Source organism: Arcticibacterium sp. SM2516, from assembly GCF_057914865.1.
Genome location: NZ_CP195290.1, coordinates 5,045,761 through 5,071,996 on the forward strand (window position 1 = coordinate 5,045,761; position 26,236 = coordinate 5,071,996).

Consider the following 26,236-nt stretch of genomic DNA (forward strand, 5'->3'; position numbering starts at 1 on the left):
TTGAGGGTTTTATCTAAATTTAGAAAGAAAAATTAATTATCTAAATAACCTGCATTGAAATGATTACTAAAGTTAAAACACTTCTAGAAGGAAAGGAACTAAAGACGATAGTTTCGGTTTTACCAAGCACCACTGTTATTGAAGCATTATCTATTCTAGAAAAATATAAAATAGGAGCTGTTTTGGTCATGGAGGATGGTGAGCTAAAAGGTATATTCTCTGAACGTGATTATGCTAGAAAAGGTATAATTATGGGAAGAAAAGCCAAAAGTACCTCTATGGCGGAAGTGATGACGGCACATGTAATTACGGCAAGCCACACAGCGGGTATTAGAGAGTGTATGGAGATAATGACGAATCACCATTTTAGACATTTACCGGTTTTAGGTGAAGATGGTAAGGTGGTAGGTGTTTTAAGTATTGGGGATATTGTGAATGGTTTGATTTTAGAACAAAGAAATCATATAGACTTTCTAGAAAATTATATATCGGGCTCTATAGCTGGCTAAGGAATTAGATGACGAAGAGATTATATATTGTGAGGCATGCAGAAGCAGAGGATGGTATGCATAGGGATTTTGAAAGAAATTTGACGGGTAAGGGCATCTCGCAGTCTGCTCGTCTCGGAAGACTTCTGTTAAAGGAAAATGTTGAAATAGAACGTTTTATTTCTAGCCCTGCAAACAGGGCTTATCAAACGGCTAAAGTGCTTCTAGAGCAGTTTAAGCTAGATGAAGAAAAGATTGTCACAGATGCCGATCTGTACGGTGGTGGACCTAGAGGATATTTGTCTTCCATAAATAATGTTCCAAATCACTTTAATTCAGTAGCCATTTTTGGTCATAATCCTGATATTACTTTTTTTGCTGAATATTTAACCAGAGACGATGTAGGCGGAAATATGAAAAAGGCCTCCATTGTTGAACTTGAGTTTAAAAACCTTAACTGGAATGAGATTTCCAGCAAATCTGGCGAATTCATAAGAAGAGTTGACGTTAAGAATATTGAGATTTAGTGATGAAAAAGAAAAATATTTTCAAAATAGCCTTCTTGGCTTTTTTAGCTTTGATTTTGCTTCTTTTAGCAGACATGGCAAGGCATACCACGGCCCCGTGGAATAAGAACAAACAAATAGAAAGAGCGATTAAACCTTAATTAGAACTTGACTTTTGCGAGTATTGCGTGATGGTCAGAGGCATATCTGCCATTCCAACTTTCAGAGATGGTGGCATGCTTCAGTACTTGAATTCCTTTATTGACAAAAATGTGGTCTATTTGACTATTCTTTCTTTCTAATGATTCAAAGCCTGTAAAGCTATCCGTTGGTCCAAAATGACCCGTTTTAGAGATGTTATGCGTGTTAAACATGCCGCCGTTGGTTATGGTTAGTATGGGCTCGTCTGTTGGGGTTACATTAAAGTCACCCATAAGAATAACAGGCAATCCTTTTTTCTCAAAGCCCTTGACTATTTCAAGGATGAGCTTTGAACTCTCCACCCTCGCTATTTTACCCATATGATCATAATGGGTATTAATGGTCACAAACTCCTTTTTGTCCTTTTTTCTTTTAAAAACGGCTACGGTAGCTATTCTAGGCAGTGCCGCATCCCAGTCCTTAGAGGGCACAGTAGGGGTGGTAGAAAGCCATGTATTATACCAAGATTTAAGTTCTAATTTATTTGTGTTATAGAATATAGGAGAAAACTCTCCAGCAGATTTTCCATCGTCTCTGCCTACACCTACCCATTTAAGGTTGGATAAACTGTTGGCTAAATATAACACCTGTGGTTCTGTGGCTTCTTGAAGCCCAAGGAGATCGGCTTCGAAATAACTAATGGTTTCTGCTACGTGCTCTTTTCTGTTTTCCCATTGGTTTTCGCCATCATTCGGCGTGGCATACCTAATGTTGAATGTCATCACATTTAAGGATGATTGAGCTATACCCTGTAAGGGCAATAGGATAATAAGTAATCTAAGAAGCATAAAAAAACTGTAAATTGATAGGACAATTTACAGCAAGGAATGGGGCTACGAAACTTTTACTTGAATAATTTTAAGAAATTATTTATCAACCAGGATTCTTCAGCCTTAAGGACGGATTGTACGGTGTTGTTAGTGAAGTTAGTAACCTTGTTTATATCGTCAATTATTTTTAGAACTTCTTTCTTTTCATCGGTATCTGGTTCTAATTGAGCCTGAATTTCTTCCATGGTTTCAATGATAGGCTCTATCTCTCTTCGCTTTCTTTCTTTGGCAATTTGGCGAGCGACTTTCCAGATATCTTTCTCCGCAAGAAAATACTCTTTCCTTTCACCAGGAAGAAGTTGCTTGTTTATCAATCCCCAACTCATTAAATCACGCAAGTTCATATTTACATTACCTCTGGAGATTTTTAATTCTTCCATGATCTGGTCTGCATTCAATGATTTGGGCGAAAGCAATAAAAGGGCGTGAATCTGCGACATGGTTCGGTTTATTCCCCATTGCGTAGCTAGGGTACCCCACGTATGGATAAATTTATCCTTCGCTTCTTGTAATTCCATAAATTGGCTTTAACTGAAAAACTTATAGGTTGCACGTAATACTGAGATTCAAAGTAAGTCAACCTTATTGAATTTTCAAAATTTTCTGAAAATTATTTCGAGTTCCAATTAAAGCTTTTTTAATTCTATTTTAAAACCAAATTCATTTACCCATAAAATGATGATACTTCTGAGGATCAGCGTGTACCGTAAATGGTATTAAAGCATTTCTTCATCATCATCTGCCTTTACTCTTCCTGGTGTGGCAATGCCCGATGAATCCGTAGATCTTCTGAAGGTTTCTCCAGGACTTAAAATACAGTCTCCAGAAATCCTTACGCCCGGTGGAATATTGAAACTGCTCCTCTGGAAGTCCAAGTCTTTATCTGCATATACTTTCTGCATAAAAAGACCCCAAGCCGGAAGTGCCATACGAGCACCCTGGCCATAGGTGATAGACCTAAAGTGAATTGCCCTATCCGAAGCCCCAGACCAAACACCAGCAATAAGATTAGATGTAAGCCCCATAAACCAACCATCAGAGTAATTTGATGTGGTACCTGTTTTACCAGCCACTTCGTTATCATTTAAGACACCATATCTTCCTAATCCAGCAGAAGTTCCTCCGCTCATGGTGGAGCCTTTCATAAGGTGAATCATTTTATAAGCTGATTCAGCACTTAAGACTTCCTTTTGGTCAGGTAAATACTCTCTTATCAGTTCACCATGTTTGTCTTCAATTCTGGTAACAAATAAAGGCTCTGTATACTTACCACCATTGGCGAATACGGCATAGCCGCTAAGCATTTCGTATAAGCTTACTTCACTTACGCCTAAGCATAGAGAAGGGCTGTTAGCTAGTTCGCTTTTTATCCCGAGCTGATGTGCCATCTGTATAACACTAGAAGGTTTAAACTGCTTAATTAACCTTGCACTAACCGAGTTTATAGACTCCCCTAAAGCTCTTCTAAGTGTAACAGAACGGTAAGAGTATTTGCCATCAGAGTTTTTAGGCGTGTAGGTTGTTCCTACGAGGCCATCTTCTGCTCCGAAAGTAACCGGTTCGTCAACCACCTCTTCACAAGTGGAAAATCCATTATCTATGGCTGTTACATAAACAAAGGGTTTAAAGGTTGAACCAGGTTGTCTTTTACTTTGCTCTACGTGATCGTATTTGAAGTGTTTAAAATTAATACCACCAACCCAAGCTTTGATATTTCCGTTTCTTGGATCCATGGCCATAAGTCCCATGTTAAGAAAACGTTTATAATAACGGATGGAGTCCATGTGAGACATGGTGGTGTCTTTTTCCCCTTGCCATGTGAAAAGGGTCATTTCCGTTTTCTTATTCATATCTGCAAAGATCTTGTCTTCGTCTTTGCCATATTTCTTTTTAAGGTCATGGTATATCTGAGTTCTTCTTGCCACGCTTTCAATGAAACCTGGTATCTCCTCATAACCTACCGATGATTCCGCATTTCTACGCTGTACCCAAGGATTTTTCCCTTTCCAGTGGTCGTCAAATAGCTTCTGCTGACTCTCCATATGCTCTTCCATGGCTTCCTCTGCATATTTCTGCATTCTGGAGTCTATGGTCGTATAAATTTTAAACCCTTTGGTATATAGGTCTTCTGGTTTATAGCCGTATTTCTGGATTTCTTTTTTCGCCCAATCCTTCAAGAACTGGCGGAAATAAGGAGCCAGACCGTTATTATGAGAATCTGGAGAGTATTTTAAAACGATTTCTTCTTCTTTTAATTGGTCAAAGTCATCTTTGGCTAATTTGCCATATTTTACCATCTGTGCCAAAACTGTATTTCTTCTTGGTTTAGCATATTCTGGCCTAAACTTAGGGTTGAATCGAGATGGATTCTGAATCATTCCTATGAGCAAGGCAGATTCATTCACTGATAATTCAGAAGGAAGTTTTTGAAAGTATGTTTTAGCTGCAGACTTAATACCATGAGCACCACTACTAAACTCGATGGTGTCAAGATACATTTTCATGATTTCCTTTTTAGTATATCTTCTTTCTAGTTTTACACAGGTAATCCATTCTTTTGTTTTAATGATAAGGGTACGCAAGCCAGGTACGTTATAAAGTATACCTTGGTAAGATTCATCCATTCTTAATCTAAAGAGATTTTTAGCTAGCTGCTGTGTAATGGTACTTCCACCACCTTTGTGGTTCATGGTGAGTACTCCAGTAATTACACGTAACATAGCACGGGCGTCAATACCGCCATGTTTGGTGAATCGCACATCTTCTGTAGAAATAAGAGCGTCAATAATATGTGGAGAAAGCTCTTCAAAGTCTGCAGGGCTTCTATTTTCATAGAAAAATTTACCCAAAACTTTACCATCAGAAGATATAACCTCGGTGGCTATTTCACTTTTTGGGTTATCTAGATCATCTACTGTTGCCATTTTTCCAAAAAGCCAGAATAGATTGAAATTAACGGCTAGAAGGTAAAAAACAAATAAACCTACTGCCCCAAAGAAAGACAGGTAAAAGAGATTAATAAGTTTTTTGAATTTGCCTGCGGCTAAAAAACCGACCTTGGGAATCTTCATATAAGGAAAACGAGTTTAATCGAAAATCAAATTTAATGGTTTATGGCTAAGAACGAATTCTTTTATTCCAAATTTCAAACGAAAACCTTTTACTTCTGTTTCTAGTGCTAAAAAATGAGCTGTAGAGGCTTGATAAACTGTAATTGATTTTTATAAACAAATTAGAACTAGTGGTTTAGCTCAGTAGAATTTAATTTAGCGGTCAGTTTCTTAAATTGATGAATAAATATTAAGTTTTCAGAGTTTGTATCTAGGAAGCGGACTTACAGATTGATCAGAGAATTCTTTCGCTAGAAATTTATAATAAGTGGAAATACTTATCATCGCGGCATTGTCTGTACAGTATTGAAATTGAGGAATAAAAACTTCCCATTTCTCTTTTTTTGCCACTTCTTGAATATAATTTCTAAGCCCTGAATTTGCGGCTACGCCCCCAGCTATGGCCACCTGATTTACTTTATGAAGCCTAGTTGCTTTTTTTAGTTTTTGAATCAACGTTTTAATAAGAACATGCTGATAGCTAGCACAGATATCGTCAATGTTTTGATCAATAAAGTCTGGGTTTTCTTTTACTTTTTTCTGCAAAAAGTAGAGTAAAGCTGTTTTTACTCCTGAAAATGAAAAATTTAATCCTTTCATTTCTGAAATAGGAAATTCAAAAGCAAGGGGATTTCCTTTGGCGGCATGTTTATCAATCATCGGCCCACCAGGATAGTCAAGCCCCATCATTTTTGCTCCCTTATCAAACGCTTCTCCTACGGCGTCGTCTTGGGTCTCACCTATAACTTCCATTTCCAAGTGACTTTTGACTAAAACAAGTTGTGTATGACCACCACTTACGGTCAAACATATGAACGGAAATGTGGGTTTTGGGTCATCAATAAAATGGGCCAAAATATGAGCTTGCATGTGATTGACTTCTATTAAAGGAATGTCATTTGCCAATGCAAATCCCTTTGCAAATGAGGCTCCGACTAAAAGCGAACCTAAAAGGCCTGGGCCACGTGTAAAACCAACAGCTTTGATGTCATTTTTTGTTACCTTTGCTTGATTTAAGGCTTCATCCACTACAGGTACAATGTGTTGTTGATGAGCACGAGAAGCAAGTTCTGGAACAACTCCACCATATTTTTCATGGATTATCTGTGTAGAAACAATGTTGGATTTAACCACACCGTTAATAATAACCGACGCCGATGTTTCATCACAGGAAGATTCGATGGCTAAAAGAGCAATGTTTTCGGGCATAAGATATTTTTAAGTGTTCAAAATTAGCAAGAACAAACGAAAGGAATTTGATAAAAGGTCTGAAAATAGGATTTAAGGCTCTAATGCTTTCCATTTTACTGCTTCTAGGAGTGGTAGGGTTGTTTTTCTATGCCATACAATATTCCGAAATTCAGACTGATTTGAGTCAGAAAGCTGCGGTGTGGCTTTCTGAAAAGCTAGGGTCAAAGGTTACCGTAGGCAATGTTCAGATTAAATGGTTTGATGAAATTCGTCTCGAAGATGTAAATATCAAAGACTTGGAAGGCAGAGATATGATTTACGTTAGAGAGGTGTACGTGAATTGTAAAACTAACTTCAAGTTTACGAGAGAAGACATCGTTAATTTTGATAATAATCTGGACTTTGTGATGTTAAAAGAGCCAGATGTAAAATTAATTAGAGAAAAAGACGGCTCTTTAAATATTGATGCTTGGATTAGCAAAGCAGTTTCTTTAGGTGCTACCAGAGACAGTTTGAAAAAGAGGGTTAGCAAACCTTTTACGATAGACGAGGCCGTCATACAGAACGGAACCTTCCAGTTGATCGACGAGGATAAGGAGCGTTTCCCAGAAGAGCTTTTTGACTACTCAAACTTTCAAATCAATAAAATAACTGGAAACGTTAAGGATTTCTATGTTCATAGAGACACCATAACTTTTCAAGGAACGAATATAAAAGGTATAGAGCCACGGAGTAACCTTACCATAAAGAAAATTGATACCGATTTTTTTTACTCCAAAAAACAAATATTGCTTAAGAACTTGGAAGCCAGAATAAATAATTCTGTCATCAAAGATTTCTTAGGAATGTATTATAATAAGCCGTCAGATTTAAACAGGTTTTTTACAGATGTAAGATTAAAGGCGAACCTTAGAAATTCCGTTTTTGATGCTCAGGATTTAGGGAGATTTGCGACGGCCATGTATGAATATAATGAGCGTTATAGCGTAGATGCGGATGTCACTGGCCTTGTTTCGGATTTATATTTTCAAAATGCTAAAGTGGGTTTTGGAGCGGAGAGCTTTATTGCGGGGAGAGGTCACTTTAAAGGCTTGCCGAATGTCAATAGTACTTTTTATCATATGGAGGTGGCCCCTTCTTATGTAAATGCTCCAGATGCAAAGCAATATGCAGGAGCAGAGAATTATGAAGCCTATGTGAAGCAGTTTCAAAAAGTGAACTTTGAAGGGCTTTTCAAAGGAACATTTGATGATTTTTTCACAGATGCTAATATTGTATCTTCCAACATTGGTTCTGTGAAAGGGAAGTTGCTTTATAAAGAGGAAAAAGGAACCAAGCTACCCATTTACAACGCAGATATTAAGCATAGTCAAATTTCTCTGACCAAGCTCACAGGAAGTGATAAGGTAAAAGATATCTCTTTTAACGGTAAGCTCATGGGAGCTGGTTCTTCATTAAAGGATGCCTCTTTTGATCTAGATGGTAAGGTACTGCAAGTATGGTTTAATAATTATAATTTTAAAAACTTGACCGTCGTAGGCCTTTATAGGCAATCGGTATTTGATGGAAAAGTAGTGGTCAATGATCCAAACTTGAATGCGACCGTGAATGGTAAAGTTGATTTTAATCCAGAACAAAATCAGTTTAGAATAAACGGTAGTGTGACCAAGGGTAATTTGATGCCTTTGGGCTTTACAGATGAACCGATTCAGTTGGTTACCAATTTCAACTTTGATTTTGATGGTAATAAACTAGACAATTGGATTGGCCAGGCCGATTTCAGAGACACTTTTGTCAATAGAGAAAACAGAAATTTGGTTATAGATAAGCTGAGTTTTGTGAGTAAAAAGAGGCAAAATCTCCGAAGTATGGGAATAAGAACGGAGTATTTCGATGGGGATATTACTGGGGAGTTTGTTCCTAGCGAACTAATAGAAGACCTTATACAGTTGAAAGATGAGTATGGTTTGTTCTTTTCGGGTACAGAAAAGGACAGGATAGATTACTATGACCAAAAGAAACGAGATTCATTAAAGAATAATTATGCTGCTCATTACGAAGTCAAGGTAAAAGACACGGATGACTTTTTCGCTTTCTTTAACCCGGAGATTTCCGTATCTCAGGGGATGCAGGTCACAGGTGATATTAGGATTCAATCCACTTCCCAAGTGTCGTTGTATACCACTATAGATACCTTGGTGTATAAAGGAAATACCTTTTATAATAATGAGTTGGATTTCTATTCTTCAAAGAATGCGTTTTCGCCAGATGTTTTAACTTCACTTATTCTATCTTCTAAAGAACAGAAGCTATCAAGCGAAGTAGAAACAGAAAATTTACAGCTGAATGGCTCTTGGGGAGGCACCAGAAAAATAAGTTTTGATGGCGGTGTAAAACAAAAAAATAGTAAAAACCGAGCCTCGCTTTTTGGAGATCTTTCTTTTTTGCAAAATGGATTTGCTATTAGTATCAACCCCAAAAATAGTTATATAGACCTTTTAGACTTCAAATGGGAATTTGACCCTGAGAATTTAGTAAGTGTATTCGGTTCAGAAGTGCAGTTTGAAGACTTCAGAGTTTCTAATAGAAACCAAAGCTTGGCTTTAAGTGGGTTTATCTCTGAAGATTCTACGAAACAGCTTTTTGCTGCCATTAATAAGTTTGATTTAAGAGCATTGGAGCCTTTGGCGGCTTTAAGGATTGAAGGTATTGCAGACGGAGATCTCTCAGTAAGTAACTTTTACAGAAACCCTATTTTACTAAGTAACGTGGTAGTGAATGAGCTTGTTTACAAAGACATTCTGGTGGGAGATGTGAATGCTGTAATTGACTGGGACAGGTTCTTAGGAAAGGTTAAGATAGATTCAAAAATTGAAAGGAAGGGCGTAAAAATACTGGATGTGATTGGTACCTATGACCCGAATTCAAAAAAAGGTATGAAGCTTACTGCAAATTTGGACAATGCCAATCTGGTGATTTTGGGGACTTTTGTAGACAATATTTTCTCGAATTTAGGGGGCTATGTCAATGGTCAATTATCCATAACTGGTGAGCCACGGGATCCGATAGTAAGAGGAGAAGTGCAGATAGAAGAGGGGCAGTTGAGAATAAATGCCACAGGCGGATATTTATACTTTTCTGATGTCATAAGGTTTACGGAGGAAGGTTTTGTGGCGAAGAAAGGTGGTTTTAAAGTTTACGACGCCAAAAATAATGGGAATGAGGCTTATCTAGAAGGCGGAATTTTTAATGGAGGTGGAGGTAACTTTATGATGGGTCTTCATGCCTATATTAAAGATCCCGATGGTTTTAAATTGCTTAATACAAGGCAAGATGAGAATGATTATTTCTACGGGACGGCATATGCTGCAGGTGATATTCATTTAACCGGTGACTTTTCAGATGTTTTGATAGCCGGAAACTTGGTAAGTAAACCCAAAAGTAAAGTTACGGTACCTCTGGATGCAGCGGAAAGTGTAAATACTGAAGTGGAAGCCATTCCTTTTGCCTCCAAACCGGAGGGTGATTCGGATGAGTCAGATGGAGAGAAAAAGGCCAGAATAATAAGGTCTAATATAAATGGATTGAGGCTGTCTTTAAATCTTACACTTAACCCAGACGCGGAGGTGGAAATCATAATGGACAGAACCAATAACGACAAGATAAATGCTTTTGGAAATGCCCGATTAAGTTTTGATTACGATTCGCGAGACGAGAAGTTTACCATGAGTGGGCCGTATGAGGTGGTTTCAGGAAAATACGATTTTAGTTTTCAGAATTTGGCCTCGCTTAGGAAATTTGAAATATTGGAAGGGAGTAGAATAACGTGGTCTGGAGACCCATATAATGCCCTCGTAGGAATTAAAGCGGCTTATCAGTCCAGCATAGATTTGAGTGGTATCTGGACTTCTGAAACTACGGACTCAGAAACGGATAATACCAGATATCCTGTAAATGTAACGGTCACTATTTCCGACGAACTTCAGGCTCCAGAAATAAGCTATGAATTAACGTTTGATAAAAATCAAATTCCAAGCAGACACCAAACAGATTTGCTGGCATTTGAGCAAAGATTAAGAGATAATGAACAGCTGCTAAGTAGAAATGTGAGTAGTGTTATTGCATTCAATAAGTTATTCCCAGAAAACAATATTAGAGATGCTTTTGACCAGCAGTTTTTGATAGACAATATCAATAGTATGCTTTCAAATCAGATAGGCAACTTGGCCAATAAACTGGATCCAAATTTACAAGTTGGTGTATTATTGGGCGATTTTAGACAAAACTTGCTCAATAACATGCAGCTTAACTTTAGCTATAAGTTTTTAAACAATAGAGTAAAGTTAAGTGGAAGGAGTTCTTATTCTAATGGCTTAGAAAATGCAGCCACTTTTGCGGCTACGCAAGGTCAGCTGTCTGTAGGAGGGGAGTTGGAGTATTTACTTTCTGAAGATGGTATATGGAGGCTTAAAGTTCACTCTAGAAGTGTACCAAATTCAAATTATTCATTTCTAAACGCTACTACAGGCAATGTCACGGTTTCTGGAGCTAGCATTCTATTCTCAAGAAACTTTAATTCTTTTTTTAACAAAAAACCGACTAAAGTGCCTTTGGGCGTTGGGAAAAAAGAAGACGATGACGACGAAAATTTTGTCCCCGAGGTTTCTTATTTGAAATAATGTCTTAAGCTTATAAGTTCCACCAGTATGTGAACTTCATAACAATGGATCTGTTTCTTACGTTAAAGTTTTCTGCCAAATAATTATCTGTGTACACCAGAAATAAGTCTGAAGCTGGGCTATAACGCCACTGTAATCTTGTGTTAAGGTTGACGTTATTGTTTTGTTGATTGTATTGAAAGAAGTTCGTGAAGAATAGCTTATTGGAAAGTGTAACGTCTACTTTGGGACCAAAAAGCCAGAGTTTATGTTGGGTGTTTTTTAAACCCTCCGGAAGTCTATAATCATCTTGGAAAGTTATTTGGTTATAATTTGCTCTCATAAGAATAGCCACAAAGGGTTGAAATCTATATCCAAGCTCTGCTTCTAGTCTTATTCTACTGCCGTTGGCATAATAACCACCAAATCTGCTGCTCAAGGCATAAGTGAAGACGCTTTGAGGTTTAGAGTCGAACTCTGCTCCATAAGCTTTCCAATAGTGCTCTGTGCCTGCCAATATTCTTTCATTGGCATAATTAGTAGGGTCAAAATCTCTTTGAGGTTTTACGTAATCAATGGCTCCCCAAAGTCTTAGAACGCTTCGATCTTTAAAGTTAATACCATAATTAAGCATGTGGAGGTATTCAAATGTTTGCTGGGTTTCTCTAGAGAAATATTGACTCAAAATGAGATCTGGTCCATGACTAAGGATTGGCCCCTTTTTTGGGAAAAACAAATAAGCCACATGTGGGTTGGCTCTTAGATAATCTATTCTTTTTACATATCCTACTTCATTGGCTTCAACTCCTTTTCCTACGCTTTCCATGGCTACTTCGATTTGCCAGTTTTTGGTAGTTCTTGTGAGCTTACCTGCTAGGATACCATTGTCTTCTAATTTGTTCGGTGAAAAGGTCTTAATAAAAAAGGTTTTACCACTCCATTTGTTATTCTGAGAGGCTAGGTTGAATTCTAAGCCAGCCGTTCTGTTAAAAGCGGATATTGGAGATTCAGCGTTTATCGTATTATGACCAACGAGGTCTCTATTTACAAAAATAGCAGAAATGTACGAGCGTTTTAGCACCTGTCTTTGTACCGAAACTACATTAAAAAAGGAACCTGGACCATCGTCTGAGTTGTCTCTGCCGGTTTGCATCCCCATGGCACCTATACGCCATTTTTTATTTATTTTCCCGCTTAATTTTCCGCCAAAAAAAATGGGAGCATTTAAGCCTATCCTCCGAGAGAAGAAAGGTCTTAAGCTTTCAAAACCGAAGTTATTAAAGATGTCTCCATTTTCTAGAAAGAATTGACGCCTTTCTGGGAAAAGTAGCTCAAACCTGTCAAGGTTAGTAACTTGATTGTCGACATCTACTTGAGAAAAGTCTGGATTTACTGTTAAGTCTAAGTTTAAAGAGGAGGTAAGTCCAATTTTGGCATCAAAGCCAACGTTTTTTTTGAGTTGTGCTGAAGTGTTTGCTTCTTTATTAACGCTTCCTCCGACGTTAATATAAGGAATGAGAGAGATGTTAAGACCTGGTGAAGGTGGCGGGTTTTCCCATATTAAATCACCAGTATAAGCCAGAGACGCCGTAGGGAATTGTCTCGGAATGGGCGTCCATGAAGATTTTTCAGTCGATTTTAAGTCGTTTCGTGAAAAGTTTATACCCCAAGAAGTAACGTTCTTTTTATAGCGAATGGTTTTAAAAGGAATGGCGGCTTCCCAAATCCAATAGTCGCCATAATATTTTGCTTCAGACTGCCATTTGTTGTCCCAGCTGACGTCAATTTGGCTCCCGTTAGACATTAGCCCATCCCATTGACCTCCTTTAGCATTTGAGCCAAAAGAGTAGCCGGTGGTAAGGTCATTGAAGGTATCTAAAAATAGAAGGTTGTTATCGTTTTTTGAAAAAGCAAAATCTCTTTTCATAGACTCCACCATGTAAGAGCCATCTAGGGTGTCGTGGTTTATAAAAAGAATGTAAATGTTTTTATCATCGAAAGTCAACTTGACATCTGTTCTAACGGCTGCCATACTGGTATCCATGGGTAGCACTTGATAAAAATCGCCAGCGACTTTGGCATCTTTCCAAGCTTGTTCATCAGCCAGGCCGTCCACCCTAATTTCAGAGGTTGCCTTTTTAATCGCGTATTGAAACTGAGCATTCGGTTTCTGCGAATAACAGAGAGCTGTAGTCAAGAAGAAGAGTACTGAAATTTTCAGGTAAGGTAATGGCATAAAAAAAGCATCTTAGATTTGAGAGTGCAAAAGTAGGCTATTGTACTCGTCTAAGATGCTTTTAAATACTACGTATATCTACGGATGTGTTTTATTTGTCTATTCTCAGATAGGCGGTCTATCAGATTCTAACTACCTCTGCTTGAGTCAAATGTGCCGACTCTACTAATTCTTTGGCATATTTCAAGTTTCCCGTAGGAGCCATTAAATAAAGTCTGCTATTTTTCATTTTAGCCAACTCATTGAATAGCGTCAATTTAGAGATAGACTCTTGACCATCCAAAGCTTTTAGAGTAACTTCGAAAAAACATCTTTTAGAGTAACTAACACCTGTTACGTCCGGAACGAATTTTAATTGATCAGCGGCTCTCTCGTAAGAAAAAGGAATTTCAAAGCCATCCATGTTAGCCTTGATTTTGTCAAATCCATTTTTCTTTGCCCAAGCAATAGTCTTTTCTATATGTTTGCTCTTATCCATTTTGGTAAATTATTCTGTATTATTCGGAAAGGTTTTCTCGCTCCCGTAGTGTTAGTCCAAGCTACAAATGTAACTATTCTAATGACTCAACGCAATTTTAAAATGGCAATCGCTTTAATTCTGAGTAATTTCGCCTAGATTTTCTACCTTTTATAGAAATATGAATACTTTTTCTCGTTTTATATGAACCCACAGCAAGCACTTAAAAAATATTTTGGCTACGATAATTTTAGACCACTACAAGCTGAAATTATTCAACATGTTTTGGACAAAAAAGACGCATTGGTTTTGATGCCCACCGGTGGTGGGAAATCCATATGCTTTCAGATTCCAGCCATAATTAATTCCGGAATTACCATTGTTATATCTCCGCTCATTGCTTTAATGAAAGACCAGGTAGAGGCTTTAAAAGCCAATGGTGTAGAGGCGGGGTATTTAAATTCCACTTTGGATTATACGGAGCAAGAAATTGTCCTAAAAAAAGCAAGAAATGGGGTACTCAAATTACTTTATATAGCCCCTGAGAAATTATTTTCTGCAGACAGTTCTCATCTCCTGGAAAGCTTAAACATTAGTCTTTTTGCCATTGACGAGTCTCATTGTATTTCTTCTTGGGGACATGATTTTAGACCGGAATATAGAAAGTTAAAACATCTGAAAGATTCGTATCCTGAAGTTCCTGTGGTGGCATTGACCGCTACAGCGGATAAGGTAACCAGGAAAGATATTTGTAATCAATTGGGGATTAACCAGAAAAATGAGTTTTTCAGCAGTTTTGATCGGCCAAACATTGGACTGAAGGTTTTGCCCGGAAGGAAAAAGTTAAAACAAATCGAAGATTTTTTAACGGAGTCTAAAGGTCAGGCAGGTATTATTTATTGTCTGAGCAGAAAGGGAACAGAAACTGTGACCACGAGTTTGCTAAATATGGGCTTTAAAGCTGCATTCTACCATGCAGGCTGCCCAGCGGATGTTAGAAGCCAAAGACAAGAAGATTTTATCAATGATGATATTCAGATAATGGTAGCTACTGTGGCATTTGGAATGGGCATTGACAAGTCAAATGTTCGGTGGGTGATGCATTATAATTTACCAGGGAATGTTGAGAGTTTTTATCAAGAGATAGGTAGAGGCGGGAGAGATGGAGAAGCCGCAAAAAGTGTGTTGTTTTATAGTTATGCTGATATTATTCAGCGTAAAAGAATGATTGACGACTCGGAGTTACCGGATGAACAAAAGCTTCTTATGGATGCAAAGCTAGAACGTATGCGTCATTATGCCGAGGCTAATATTTGTAGAAGAAGGATCTTGCTGAGTTACTTTAATGAAGATTTGGCAGAAGACTGTGGCAACTGTGATGTTTGTAAAAATCCAAGAAAACGGTTTGATGGTACTGTGCTTACGCAAAAGGCTCTTTCTGGTATAGCAAGAACCGGGGAAAAAATAGGAATGGGAATGCTAATTGACATTTTAAGGGGCAGTAGGAATCAAAACTTAATGGGTTTAGGCTACGACAAACTAACGACTTTTGGTGTAGGAAGGGATTTGAAATGGGAGATTTGGGCAGACTATCTCATGCAAATGTTGAACTCCGGAGCCATGGAGATAGCGTACGACGAAGGTCATACTTATAAGTTAAGTGAGGTGAGCTGGCAGATTTTAAAAGGGCAGCGGGCTTTAGAGTTATCGGAGTTTGTGACTTTTGAAGAAAGGAAAGCCCTGCAGGATGAGGAAGTGCCTACGGCAAAATCTAAACGTGAGTTTATAAAGAATGATCTTTTTGAAAAGTTGAGGTTGTTGAGAAAGAAAATTGCAGATAAGGCTGGGATACCCCCTTATGTGGTTTTTCATGACACTTCTTTACTAGAAATGGCAACCGATAAACCCATTATTAAAAGTCAAATGTTGGCAGTAAGTGGTGTGGGTCAGGAGAAAATGAAGAAGTATGGAGATGTATTTCTTAAAGAGATTGTATCTTATGTGAATGAAAATAAGGTAGTGCTAAAGAAGGGGATGACTTATACACAGACTTTGGAGTTATTTAAAGACGGCCATGATATAGAAGAGATAGCAAAGATGAGGAATATGGCCACTGGAACCATAGCGGTGCATTTGGTAAAGTTGAAAGAAGGAGGGGAGGATATTGATTTGAAAAGATTAGTAGATGATTGGTCTTATGATACCATAATCAAAGCTGCTATAGAATTAAATATGAAGACCAGTGACCCCGTAAGGCCCTTGTTTGACCATCTTGGTGGAGATATTGGTTATGAGAAAATAAGAATATCTATGGCCCTTTGGGAGGAATCTGCTTAACAGTTACCAAGCATAATAATATTTTAAAAGGGACTTCTGTGAGCGTCTGTCTAAATTGATTAGCTTCGGAGCATAAAAACCCAGAATGAAAATCATGAAACGTTTAGCCCATTTTGTTTTAATATCCTTTATTGTTTCCTGTTTTGCTTGTACTGTCCCTGAGAAAGAAAAGACATGGTATAAAGGAAATCTTCATACACACTCTTACTGGTCAGACGGTGACGAATTTCCCGAAATGGTGATGGATTGGTACAAAAATGAAGGTTATCATTTCGTGGCTCTTTCTGATCACAATACATTGGTAGAGGGAGAGAAGTGGAAAACCATTCCTCAAGATTCGGTTTTTCAGGCTGGATTTGAAAAATACTTGGAGAAATATGGTGTGGAATGGGTCAATTATAAAAATGATTCTGGAAGAACCGTTGTGAAATTAAAAATGCTGACGGAGTATAAGGAGCTCTTTGAAGAGAAAGAGAAGTTCTTAATTATCCCTTCCGAAGAAATATCAGATGGTTTTGAGGGCAAACCCTTACACATGAACGCTACTAATATTCAGAAAAAGATAGAGCCTCAGGGAGGAAAAAGTGTGGTGGAGGTGCTTCAGAATAATATTAATGCGGTGCTCCAGCAGCGAAAGGAACTAGGGGTGCCAATTATGCCTCATGTAAATCACCCAAATTTTGGGTTTGCGATTAATCTAAATGATATGATTGCCCTAAAGGGCGAAAGGTTTTTTGAAGTGTATAATGGACATCCAACAGTTCACAATTCTGGCGACTCTCTACGTATCTCTACAGAAGAGATGTGGGATAAAATCAATGTATCATATATAAATAATAGAAAGCCCATTATGCATGGCTTGGCTACAGACGATACACATCATTATCATGTAAAAGGGAAGACTTGGAGTAATGCGGGTAGGGGCTGGGTTATGGTTCGAGCAGATTCTTTGCATGCCGGATCGTTGATTCATGCGATGGAGGCGGGTGACTTTTATTCTTCTACGGGAGTAAGTTTGAAAGAAATGAAGTTTTCTAAGAACCTTCTGGAGGTAGAGGTTTTAGAAGAAGGAGGTGTGTCTTATAAAATTGATTTTATTGGCGTTAGAAAGGGGAAGGAGAATTCAGAGGTTTTAAAATCTCAGAATGGGCCTAAGGCTTCCATTGAAGTTTCTGAAAATATGCTCTTTGTGAGATGTAAAGTGACCTCATCAAAACGTCAAAAGAATCCAATAGAAAACTTAATTTATGAAATGGCATGGACCCAGCCAGTACAAAGAACTCCCTGATTTTAAGCAGATAAAAAATGGTTTAGGGAAATCGTTTTGGTGGCTTGGCTTAATCCTTTTTATAAAGATTTGGATCTTATAAAATTTGAATATAAAAAAGATTAGATTAGTGGCGATTTAATGCAAAAAATCAAATTTAACCACTATTAAGAAAGGTATTGCCATTTAAGAATGAAGCAAATTATAAATAGCGAGCGTCTCTATTCGCTCGATGCCCTCAGAGGTTTTGACATGTTCTGGATCATGGGAGCAGATAGGATTTTCCATAGAATGGCGGATATAACGCATTCGTCATCGTGGGAGGCTTTGAGTCATCAGTTTCATCATCCCGTTTGGCATGGTTTTGCAGCCTACGATTTGATTTTCCCACTTTTTCTTTTCTTGGCTGGCGTGGCTACGCCTTATTCCGTAGGAAAACAGTTAGATAAAGGTGTCAGTAAAAAAAGTTTGTTGTTTACGGTGATAAGGAGGGGCATAGTCTTAGTGCTTCTTGGAATAGTTTATAATAATGGCTTAGAGTTAAAGCCACTCTCCGAAATTAGGTTTGGTAGTGTTTTGGGTAGAATAGGTCTGGCTTATATGTTTGCCAATATCATCTACATATACGTAAAGGAAAGAGGACAAATGATATGGTTTGTGTGCTTGCTTTTTGGTTATTGGTTTTTGTTAATGTTTAATTCAGCTCCTGGGTATCCTATGGGCGATTTGACCATGGAAGGGAATTTTGCTTCTTATTTGGATACCATTTTAATGCCTGGGAGACTTTATTTAGGAGTTCACGACCCAGAAGGTTTGGTTTCTACTATGCCAGCTATTGGGACAGCGTTGTTGGGCATTTATACCGGAAATATTCTTAAAAGAACCCTGCCAGAGCAGAAAAGGGCAACGGTACTACGTTTACTTATCATTGGTTTTGCACTTTTGGTGCTTGCCCAAATTTGGAATTTAGTTTTTCCAATAAATAAAAATATTTGGTCCAGTTCCTTCGTGCTTTGGTGTGGCGGTATAAGTATGATCCTCATGGCTGCTTTTTATTATGTGATAGATATTTTAGGTTATCATAAGTGGGCTTTCTTTTTTAAAGTAATAGGAATGAACTCCATTCTTATTTACCTGTCTTCAGCTTTTTTAGATTGGTCATACACCACAAAAGCGTTCTTTGAGTGGTTGTTGCAGTTAGTTGGTCAGCCTTATGATGCAGTTGTGGCCGTCATTTGTTTGCTAGCAGTAAAATGGGTCTTTTTATATATTCTTTACAGGCAAAAACTCTTTTTAAGGGTGTAATTTAATTTTCTATGGTTAGGGTAATCACTATATTAGTGGGGATGATTTTTGTTGGGTGTAATACAGAATCATCAACAGAGGTTTCACATCATCCTCTTTCTATCAAAATAGATGCTCTTCTCAATTCGGAGAAATTCAATGGCGTAGTTTTGGTCTCCGAGAGGGACAGCATCATTTATATTAAAGCTAAAGGGTATGCAGACCTTGAAACCAAAAGAAAGCTAGAGGTTTCAGATTTGTTCGTGATAGGTTCTATCAGCAAGCAAATAGCAGCGGTTCTGGTTTTAAAAGCCTATGAAAATGGAGACTTAAAATTAGAAGATCCGGTTTCTAAATATTTGCCAGAGGTAAACCAAGAATGGTCAAAAGAGGTCACCATTCATCATTTATTAACCCATACGCATGGCATTTCGGCTATAGATGAGCCTTTAGCCTATCCTGTGGGTACAGCATTTAAATATTCACAGTTGGGTTATCAGTTGCTGGCTGATGTTTTGGAAAAAATAGAAGGGAAATCTTTCAAAGATATTTCAACGGCTTATTTTAAAGAAATAGGTTTGACCCATACTTTTCATCCAGAGGATACCACGTATAGTAATCTGGTGAAAGGTTATATAGAGGAGGCTAATGGAAAACTGACTTATGAGGTCAATAGTTTGGAGAATTATGTTCCTGCGGGAGCATTTATATCCAATGTTTTTGATTTACAAAAATGGAATATGCTTTTGCATTCTGGTCGTTTAGTTAAGAAGGAAACGTTGGCACTGATGAAAACTAGATATGCCACCAGAGAGCATCCTATTTTTGAAAAGGTAGAATATGGTTACGGTTTACTGTTCAAGCTCGGAGAAGAAAATTTGGAGATAGGAGCTTTGGGCTATGCCCCCGCTTTTGTGTCTGCCAGTTATTATTACCCCAAATCAGACAGAACTATAGTCGTCTTGGAAAACGTAGCCTACAACCTTGAAGATTTTAAGAAAACCTTCAAGGTGCATACCGCAATTATGGATCTGGCAAAGGGAGTTAATCAGTAAGACGACCTTATTTCCTGAGCCACCAGCCGAGCCATTGACCTACCAAAGCCCATGACACCAGAGCATCAATAAGGTCTCCAATAGTTTTAGTTTCAAACCATATGGAATAGGTATAGGTAGTGGTTAAATAACCTATAACACCTACAGCCACCGTAGACAGAACAATGGTTATGTAGCTGGGGTTACCCATTTTTAACAAAAGCCAAGCTAAAAGACCTACCGCAAGGATATTTACCAAAAGCCCTCGGGCCATGTTCATACCCATATTGGCAGAGTAGGCGTTGTGATAATAAATTTGAGCCCAAGGCTTATCGATATATTCTTCTATTGGATTGGCAGATTTCCCTGGAGGAACATTTGGCATGTAATAAAAACCCTCTTCCAAGTTCTCTCCGAGGTATTCTAAAATAGCATCTTGGTTTGGAGAATAGGTTTGCATTTCATGGTGGAGGTCAAAGGCGGTCCATGATAAGGTCTGCCATATCAGTAGAATTACGCCACCTAATAAGGCAGCTATAGTGATTTTTTTCATTAGATATTAAGGTTAGTGTATGTAATTTACAGCAAAAAATAATCTAAAGAAATATTAACACTCAATTTAAAGTGAACCTCAAAAAGCTATTTTTCAAATGCTAAGATGGTTTCACTGATTATGGCTGTAGTTTCCAATATTTGTTCTTCAGTAATTACCAAAGGTGGAGCAAATCTGATTTTGTTTCCATGGGTGGGTTTGGCAAGCAAGCCGTTATCTCGCAGTTTTATGCAAATATCCCAAGCTATCGGAGCGTTTTCGTCGGTGTTTATTTCTATGGCATTTAAAAGACCCTTTCCTCTTACCAGTTTTACTAAATCGGATTGATCTATTAGCTTACTCATTTCGCTTCTGAATAGTTGACCTAGCTTTTCTGATTTTTCAGCTAAGTTTTCTCTAAGTACCACTTCTAAAGACTCCATAGCCACGGCACATGCCAGTGGGTTTCCGCCGTAGGTAGAGCCATGCTCGCCTGGTTTTATGGTAAGCATAATATGATCATCTGCGAGCACTGCAGAAACAGGTAGAACACCGCCAGAAAGAGCCTTTCCCAAAATTACAATATCTGGCCTCACCTCGGAATGATCGGTACATAGCATTTTCCCTGTTCGAGCTATGCCTGTTTGGATTTCATCTGCTATAAAGAGTACATTGGTCCGTTTACATATTTGGGCTACTTCTTTTAAATAGTTCTCGTCTGGCACCATTACGCCAGCCTCGCCTTGGATGGGCTCCACTATAAATCCTGCTACAAAAGGGTCTTCTAAAATGGCAGTTTCAAGCGATTTTGAATCATTATAAGGAATAACTTCAAATCCTGGCAAATAAGGTCCGTAACCCTTTTTACTGACAGGGTCAGTGGACGCGGAGATAATACCTAGTGTTCTTCCATGAAAGTTTTCGCTAGCAAATAATATTTTAGCCTTGCCTTCGGGAATTCCTTTGACTTCATAAGCCCATTTCCGGCATAATTTCAGTGCTGTTTCCACGGCTTCGGCTCCAGAGTTCATCATTAGAACTTTTTGATATCCAAAAAGCTTACTCATATACTCTTCAAATTCCCCAAGTTTAGAAGAATAAAATGCTCTGGAGGTTAATGTCAGTTTCTGAGCTTGGCTTGTTAAGGCTTTAATAATGTCGGGGTGGCAGTGTCCTTGATTCACGGCAGAATACGCAGAAAGAAAGTCATAATACCTTTTGCCCTCTACATCCCATACAAAAACGCCTTCGCCTCTATCTAAAACCACTGGTAAGGGGTTATAGTTGTGAGCACCGTATTTGTCTTCTAGGGCTATTAGATTTTCTGAGCTTCTCTTTTGCATATTGACTGTTTTTTTAATAATCGCAAAGGTACTGTATTGACGCTTATTTAATACAAAATGAGTCTAATCAATTATATATGGTTCAAATAAGTGAAATATGACTTATTTTTGTCTGAAATTGTTAATTAGAAATTATGTTGGATAGTACAGATAGGTCCATTCTTAAACAGCTCAGCATTGATGGCCGTAAGCCGTATGCCGAGATTGCGAAATCACTTGGTATTTCAAATACCATGGTGCATCAGAGAATAACCAAAATGAAAAAAAATGGCTGCTTAAAAGGCATCGGTATTGTACTGGATGATAGAAAAATGGGATACGAATGGAGTGCCTTTACAGGGATTGTTCTTAAAGAAGACTCGGATTCTGAGGATATTATTAAAGCACTAGAGGCTATTCCTGAGGTTACGGAGTGTTACTATATAACAGGTCAGTATACGCTTTATATAAGACTAGTTGCTAGAAATAGCGAACATATGAGAAAAGTGCTTTATGGAGAAATTGACCATATTCCTGGAGTTCTAAAAACCGAATCTTTGATTGACTTTGGTACAGCTTTTAAAAGAGGAGTTCCTATTTTGGATTAAACTTCTTTCCTAATTAAAATTGTTGTTTTTGATATTCATTTCTTATAACGGAAGATGCATTCTGGATAGCGATTTTCGTAAATTGCAGGCAGAATTTAGAATTTATGAGAGAAACAATATATTTAGATAACGCCGCCACTACTTCTTTAGATCCGCAAGTGTTGGAAGCGATGATGCCCTATTTTACAGATGTTTTTGGCAATGGCTCTTCCATCCATGGTATGGGCAGAAAAGCGAAGTCTGCCATAGAAAATGCAAGAAAGAAAGTGGCGGAGTTGTTACATACTTCTCCTTCAGAGTTGTTTTTTACTTCTGGTGGTACTGAGGCAAATAATACAGTTATCAGGGGAGCGGTGGAATCGCTGAATGTTAAGACTATTATTTCTTCTTCTATTGAGCATCATGCCATTTTGCACCCTTTGGAGTATTTGAAAAGTAAAGAACTTGTCGACTTTAAGTTGGTTTGTTTGGATCAAAACGGCTTGGTAGATTATGCAGATTTAGAACGTTTGCTTAAGGAGTCTCCCAATGCCCTTGTTAGTTTAATGCATGGCAATAATGAGGTAGCTAATGTTTTAGATTTAAAAAGAGTTTCTTCGCTATGTAGGACACATAAGGCCTTGTTCCATTCAGATATGGTACAGACAATTGGTAAGTTGCCAGTTAACCTACAGGAAATTGACATTGATTTTGTTTCGGGTTCTGGTCATAAATTTCACGGTCCAAAGGGGGTAGGTTTTTTATATATCAATGCCAACAATAAGATTAACCCTTACGTTATTGGTGGAGCTCAGGAGAGGAATATGCGTGGAGGTACGGAAAATGTGGCAGGCGTAGTGGGTCTGGCGAGGGCCCTGGAAATAGCGGTTGTTAGTATGGAAAGCAGGAAGGAATATATAGGTTCTTTGAAAAGGCATCTTAAAGAGTGTTTGCTTAATGAGTTTCCAGGAATTTTGTTTAATGGAACCTCTGGAGTCTTAGGAGAAAGTATGTATCATATTTTAAACGTAAGTTTTCCAGCTCATAAAGATAACGATATGCTGCTTTTTAGCTTGGATATTGAAGGTGTTTGTGTTTCGGGAGGTTCGGCATGTAGTAGCGGAACAGATATTGGGTCACATGTTTTAGAGGCACTGAAAATACAAGAAGACAGGGCTAATGTGCGTTTCTCTATGAGTAAGCACAATACGCTTGAGGAGATTGACAAAACCATAACAGTATTAAAAAAGATTTTAAAGAAATAATTCTGTATTTGCTCAGGCACTAAAAGTATGCTATGAAAGATTTTGTAAATTATTTAAAGACAGTTTTTAAGCCATTGACAAACAGGGAGGAGGAAACGCTGAAGCCAGTATTTAGCAGTAAGCTAGATAAGCGTGCTGAGAGTATTAGTAATTCACCGCTTTTGAGTAGAGATTTAAGCTGGATGACTTTCAATAATAGAGTACTTGATCAGGCTAGAAAGAAAGAGTTGTCCATTTTTGAGAAACTGAAGTTTTTAGCCATTACCGAGTCTAATCTAGATGAATTTTTCACGGTAAGGGTGGGTAGTTTATATAATTATCTGGACTACGGTAAACCAAGAATTGACTATTCAGGCTTAAGAGAAAGACCATTTAAAGATCATCTTTTGGGTTTAACCAATGATTTCTACCAGGAAAGAAATCGGATATTTAAGGAGGATTTGGCTCCTCATTTTTTGGAGAATGGTTTTAAGCTGATTGGCTTTGAAGATTTAAGTCCGACGCAGCAAAAGGAAGCGGTTGATTTTTTTGACCAGAACATCTTTCCCATGCTCACGCCAATGGTTTTTGATCAAACACATGCATTTCCTGTGCTTTTGGCAAAAAACCTCATCCTTGGCGTTGTAACCAATACCAAGAAAAAGTTTTATAGGAACAGCGATGATGAGCCACGGAAGCTGTCTTTTGTTCAGATTCCAAGAAACCTTCCTAAGTTTTACACTTTTATAGAAAATGATATTGTTCATTTTTTACCGCTAGAACGGATTATCATGAGTCAAATCCAGAAGCTATATAGGAATGTCAATATAGAGTCGGTGGATTTATTTAGAATTTTAAGAAACGGAGACTTCACTTTAGAAGAGAGTGACGATATTGAAGCTGATTTTGTAGACGAGATAAAACAGAAAATCAAAGAAAGAAAAGTAGGTAGATTAGTAAGTATATGCATAGAAAATGAGCCATCTAAATGGATGATGGATGTTCTGATGAAGAAATGGGAGATAGATGAGACTAACATCTTTCAGAATAATGAGCTTATGGATTATACCCGTTTGTGGGAATTGATAGGCCATCCGGAGTTTAAAGATGACCTTCCTGAAACTAAGGCGGCAGTTCCTGCCTTTAATTTTGGAAGAGATAAAATGCACAGCATTTTTGATACACTTAAAGATCAGGATGTTCTATTACATCACCCTTATAATAACTTTGAGCCCGTACTACAATTGGTAGAAAAGGCAGCCAAAGACCCGAAGGTTTTGGCTATAAAACTGACCATTTATAGACTGGCTAAAAATTCTAGAATTACCGCAGCTTTATTAAAAGCGGCTGAAAATGGAAAGCACGTATCAGTTTTGTTTGAAATTAAAGCCCGATTTGACGAAGAAAATAACATTAAAGAGGCGGCTAAACTTCAAAAGGCTGGCTGTTTTGTCATTTATGGAATTGGCGGTTTGAAAACCCATACTAAACTTATGCTTATTGTGAGGAAAGAGGGTGACAAAGTGGTCCAATATGCTCATATGGCTTCCGGTAATTATAATGAAGATACGGCCAAGCTATACACGGATATTGGTATTATGACTTCAAAGCCAGAGTATACACATGATATTGCTGAGTTTTTCAATGTTATAACAGGGCATTCTTTGCCAAATAGCTATAAGAATTTAATCACCTCGCCTGGAGATATGCGAAATAACCTTATAGCGATGATTAGGAATGAGGCAGAAAACGCAAGGAAGGGATTGTCGGCAGGAATCTGCATTAAAATGAACTCCTTGGAGGACAAAGAGATTATTGAGGAGTTTTATGCCGCTTCGCAGGCAGGTGTAAAAATAGAGCTAATAGTAAGAGGGATATGCTGCCTTAAACCTGGTAGACAAGGTTTAAGTGAAAATATCCATGTTAAATCTATTATTGGGCATTATTTGGAGCATTCTAGAATATTTTATTTCCATAATAATGGTGAACCAAAAGTGTTTGGAAGTAGTGCAGACGCCATGGTTAGAAGCTTTGATAGAAGAATAGAATCCATGTTCCAAATAGTGGATGAAGGCATAAAAAAGAAGCTTATTCTAATGCTTAAGAATAATTTAATGGATACGGTGAATTCTTATAACCTATTAGAGACAGGGGAGTATGTAAAGACAGATTTTTCAGTAAATCCATTTAATATTCACGAGGAGTTTTATCAGCTTAAAGACGAAGATATAGAAAAGGCTAATCTGAACTACTTGTTTAATACAAATGCAGAATCAGAAGAATTAGTCTTAAATGGAGACGCCTAAAGCAAAGCCTCCGAAAAAGTTTTGCCCACCGTTTAAAGAAGCTTGGTAAAACACCAAGCCTGATCTATTTATTCTCGGGTTGACGCTTAATTTTAGGTAGAAAACTTTGGGTTTTGGTGGTGTATCTATAACCAATTGAGTTCTAAGAGCCAGAAGCACATTAAAATAGTCACGGTTCTGAGAAGTCGGATAAATGATTTTAGAGTAGCCTCCACCCATTTCTACAAAATATTCTAGGTCAAATTTTGGAGGTTTTGTTCTACATTTATTCATTACTCTAGAAGAAATTCCTTTCTTGAGATTATTTATCAAAACGTTATAAGACGCCCCCGCCGGAATGGAAAATCCAGCTCCCTGGCCAAAACCTGCTGGTAAATATCCAAAGCCCAATCTGGCTGTAGCAAAGCTTTTATGGTACCTTAAAGGAGCGACTTCATAATTCACGGACATAATTGGGCTAAGGCCAAACCCTTCAAAAAGAATAGCTGATTTATACCTTGAGCGATACATGAGTTGCGAGTAAGCAGCCTGTACCATCAAGGTCATGAGAATTGACAATATTATTTTCCTGGAATTAATTTTCAAGGTTAGAAAGCTATTTTAAGCACGTAAAGTGAAACGAAAGTAAACTATATAGGTTTAATTC

20 protein-coding genes are annotated in these 26,236 nt (G+C 37.9%); 11 read left to right on the top strand and 9 right to left on the bottom strand.

What is annotated here, in order from left to right; translation table 11 throughout:
- The first annotated feature begins 59 nt into the window (after nt 1–59).
- From ACSBFT_RS20720 to ACSBFT_RS20730, 3 genes are read left to right on the top strand one after another with little or no spacing between them, the layout of a single operon-like run.
- Complete coding sequence (locus ACSBFT_RS20720; RefSeq protein ID WP_463045461.1) at nt 60–509, top strand: CBS domain-containing protein; 450 nt, start codon at nt 60–62, stop codon at nt 507–509.
- Between the two features lie 8 nt (nt 510–517).
- On the top strand, nt 518–1,015 hold the full coding sequence (locus ACSBFT_RS20725) for a SixA phosphatase family protein (protein ID WP_489602273.1): 498 nt from the start codon (nt 518–520) through the stop codon (nt 1,013–1,015).
- Between the two features lie 2 nt (nt 1,016–1,017).
- Nucleotides 1,018–1,155, top strand: a complete 138-nt coding sequence (locus tag ACSBFT_RS20730; RefSeq protein ID WP_463045463.1) for a hypothetical protein — start codon at nt 1,018–1,020, stop codon at nt 1,153–1,155.
- On the opposite strand, the gene ACSBFT_RS20735 is transcribed toward ACSBFT_RS20730, so the two are convergent.
- The 4 genes from ACSBFT_RS20735 to tsaD form a co-directional block, all read right to left on the bottom strand.
- Nucleotides 1,156–1,983, bottom strand: coding sequence for an endonuclease/exonuclease/phosphatase family protein (locus ACSBFT_RS20735; RefSeq protein WP_463045464.1), 828 nt, complete (start codon nt 1,981–1,983; stop codon nt 1,156–1,158).
- Nucleotides 1,984–2,039: 56 nt separating this feature from the next.
- Complete coding sequence (locus ACSBFT_RS20740) at nt 2,040–2,543, bottom strand: GbsR/MarR family transcriptional regulator (protein ID WP_463045465.1); 504 nt, start codon at nt 2,541–2,543, stop codon at nt 2,040–2,042.
- 198 nt (nt 2,544–2,741) lie between these two features.
- Nucleotides 2,742–5,096, bottom strand: coding sequence for a transglycosylase domain-containing protein (locus ACSBFT_RS20745; RefSeq protein ID WP_463045466.1), 2,355 nt, complete (start codon nt 5,094–5,096; stop codon nt 2,742–2,744).
- A 237-nt stretch (nt 5,097–5,333) separates the two neighbouring features.
- On the bottom strand, nt 5,334–6,344 hold the full coding sequence (gene tsaD / locus ACSBFT_RS20750) for a tRNA (adenosine(37)-N6)-threonylcarbamoyltransferase complex transferase subunit TsaD (RefSeq protein WP_489602274.1): 1,011 nt from the start codon (nt 6,342–6,344) through the stop codon (nt 5,334–5,336).
- A gap of 47 nt (nt 6,345–6,391) precedes the next feature.
- Between tsaD and ACSBFT_RS20755 the strand changes: the two genes are divergently transcribed.
- On the top strand, nt 6,392–11,005 hold the full coding sequence (locus ACSBFT_RS20755) for a translocation/assembly module TamB domain-containing protein (protein ID WP_489602275.1): 4,614 nt from the start codon (nt 6,392–6,394) through the stop codon (nt 11,003–11,005).
- A 10-nt stretch (nt 11,006–11,015) separates the two neighbouring features.
- On the opposite strand, the gene ACSBFT_RS20760 is transcribed toward ACSBFT_RS20755, so the two are convergent.
- On the bottom strand, nt 11,016–13,220 hold the full coding sequence (locus ACSBFT_RS20760) for a carbohydrate binding family 9 domain-containing protein (protein ID WP_489602276.1): 2,205 nt from the start codon (nt 13,218–13,220) through the stop codon (nt 11,016–11,018).
- A 121-nt stretch (nt 13,221–13,341) separates the two neighbouring features.
- The gene (locus tag ACSBFT_RS20765) at nt 13,342–13,698 is read right to left on the bottom strand and encodes a hypothetical protein (protein WP_463045470.1); all 357 of its coding nucleotides are present in this window, start codon (nt 13,696–13,698) and stop codon (nt 13,342–13,344) included.
- 183 nt (nt 13,699–13,881) lie between these two features.
- Here ACSBFT_RS20765 and recQ point away from each other — a divergent pair, with 183 nt between their 5' ends.
- The 4 genes from recQ to ACSBFT_RS20785 all read left to right on the top strand — a co-directional run bounded on the left by recQ (nt 13,882) and on the right by ACSBFT_RS20785 (nt 19,620).
- A complete protein-coding gene (gene recQ, locus ACSBFT_RS20770) occupies nt 13,882–16,014 on the top strand; it encodes a DNA helicase RecQ (protein ID WP_489602277.1) in 2,133 nt (710 codons plus the stop codon).
- Nucleotides 16,015–16,108: 94 nt separating this feature from the next.
- A complete protein-coding gene (locus ACSBFT_RS20775; protein ID WP_489602278.1) occupies nt 16,109–17,302 on the top strand; it encodes a PHP domain-containing protein in 1,194 nt (397 codons plus the stop codon).
- Between the two features lie 171 nt (nt 17,303–17,473).
- Nucleotides 17,474–18,586, top strand: a complete 1,113-nt coding sequence (locus ACSBFT_RS20780) for an acyltransferase family protein (protein ID WP_463045473.1) — start codon at nt 17,474–17,476, stop codon at nt 18,584–18,586.
- Between the two features lie 11 nt (nt 18,587–18,597).
- Complete coding sequence (locus ACSBFT_RS20785) at nt 18,598–19,620, top strand: serine hydrolase domain-containing protein (protein ID WP_489602279.1); 1,023 nt, start codon at nt 18,598–18,600, stop codon at nt 19,618–19,620.
- A 7-nt stretch (nt 19,621–19,627) separates the two neighbouring features.
- On the opposite strand, the gene ACSBFT_RS20790 is transcribed toward ACSBFT_RS20785, so the two are convergent.
- Together ACSBFT_RS20790 and rocD are read right to left on the bottom strand one after the other, a co-directional pair.
- Complete coding sequence (locus tag ACSBFT_RS20790) at nt 19,628–20,152, bottom strand: hypothetical protein (RefSeq protein WP_489602280.1); 525 nt, start codon at nt 20,150–20,152, stop codon at nt 19,628–19,630.
- 86 nt (nt 20,153–20,238) lie between these two features.
- Complete coding sequence (gene rocD / locus ACSBFT_RS20795) at nt 20,239–21,474, bottom strand: ornithine--oxo-acid transaminase (RefSeq protein ID WP_489602281.1); 1,236 nt, start codon at nt 21,472–21,474, stop codon at nt 20,239–20,241.
- Between the two features lie 134 nt (nt 21,475–21,608).
- Between rocD and ACSBFT_RS20800 the strand changes: the two genes are divergently transcribed.
- The 3 genes from ACSBFT_RS20800 to ppk1 all read left to right on the top strand — a co-directional run bounded on the left by ACSBFT_RS20800 (nt 21,609) and on the right by ppk1 (nt 25,590).
- A complete protein-coding gene (locus ACSBFT_RS20800; protein WP_463045477.1) occupies nt 21,609–22,061 on the top strand; it encodes an Lrp/AsnC family transcriptional regulator in 453 nt (150 codons plus the stop codon).
- A 104-nt stretch (nt 22,062–22,165) separates the two neighbouring features.
- The gene (locus tag ACSBFT_RS20805; RefSeq protein ID WP_489602282.1) at nt 22,166–23,305 is read left to right on the top strand and encodes a cysteine desulfurase family protein; all 1,140 of its coding nucleotides are present in this window, start codon (nt 22,166–22,168) and stop codon (nt 23,303–23,305) included.
- 32 nt (nt 23,306–23,337) lie between these two features.
- Nucleotides 23,338–25,590 carry a polyphosphate kinase 1 gene (ppk1, locus tag ACSBFT_RS20810; protein ID WP_489602283.1) on the top strand — a complete coding sequence of 751 codons (2,253 nt, stop codon included), beginning with the start codon at nt 23,338–23,340 and terminating at the stop codon, nt 25,588–25,590.
- On the opposite strand, the gene ACSBFT_RS20815 is transcribed toward ppk1, so the two are convergent.
- Nucleotides 25,573–26,175 (bottom strand): hypothetical protein, encoded by a 603-nt coding sequence (locus ACSBFT_RS20815; RefSeq protein WP_489602284.1) that lies wholly within the window; start codon nt 26,173–26,175, stop codon nt 25,573–25,575. The two genes, ppk1 and ACSBFT_RS20815, sit on opposite strands and share 18 nt — an antisense overlap.
- Nucleotides 26,176–26,236: the final 61 nt, after the last annotated feature.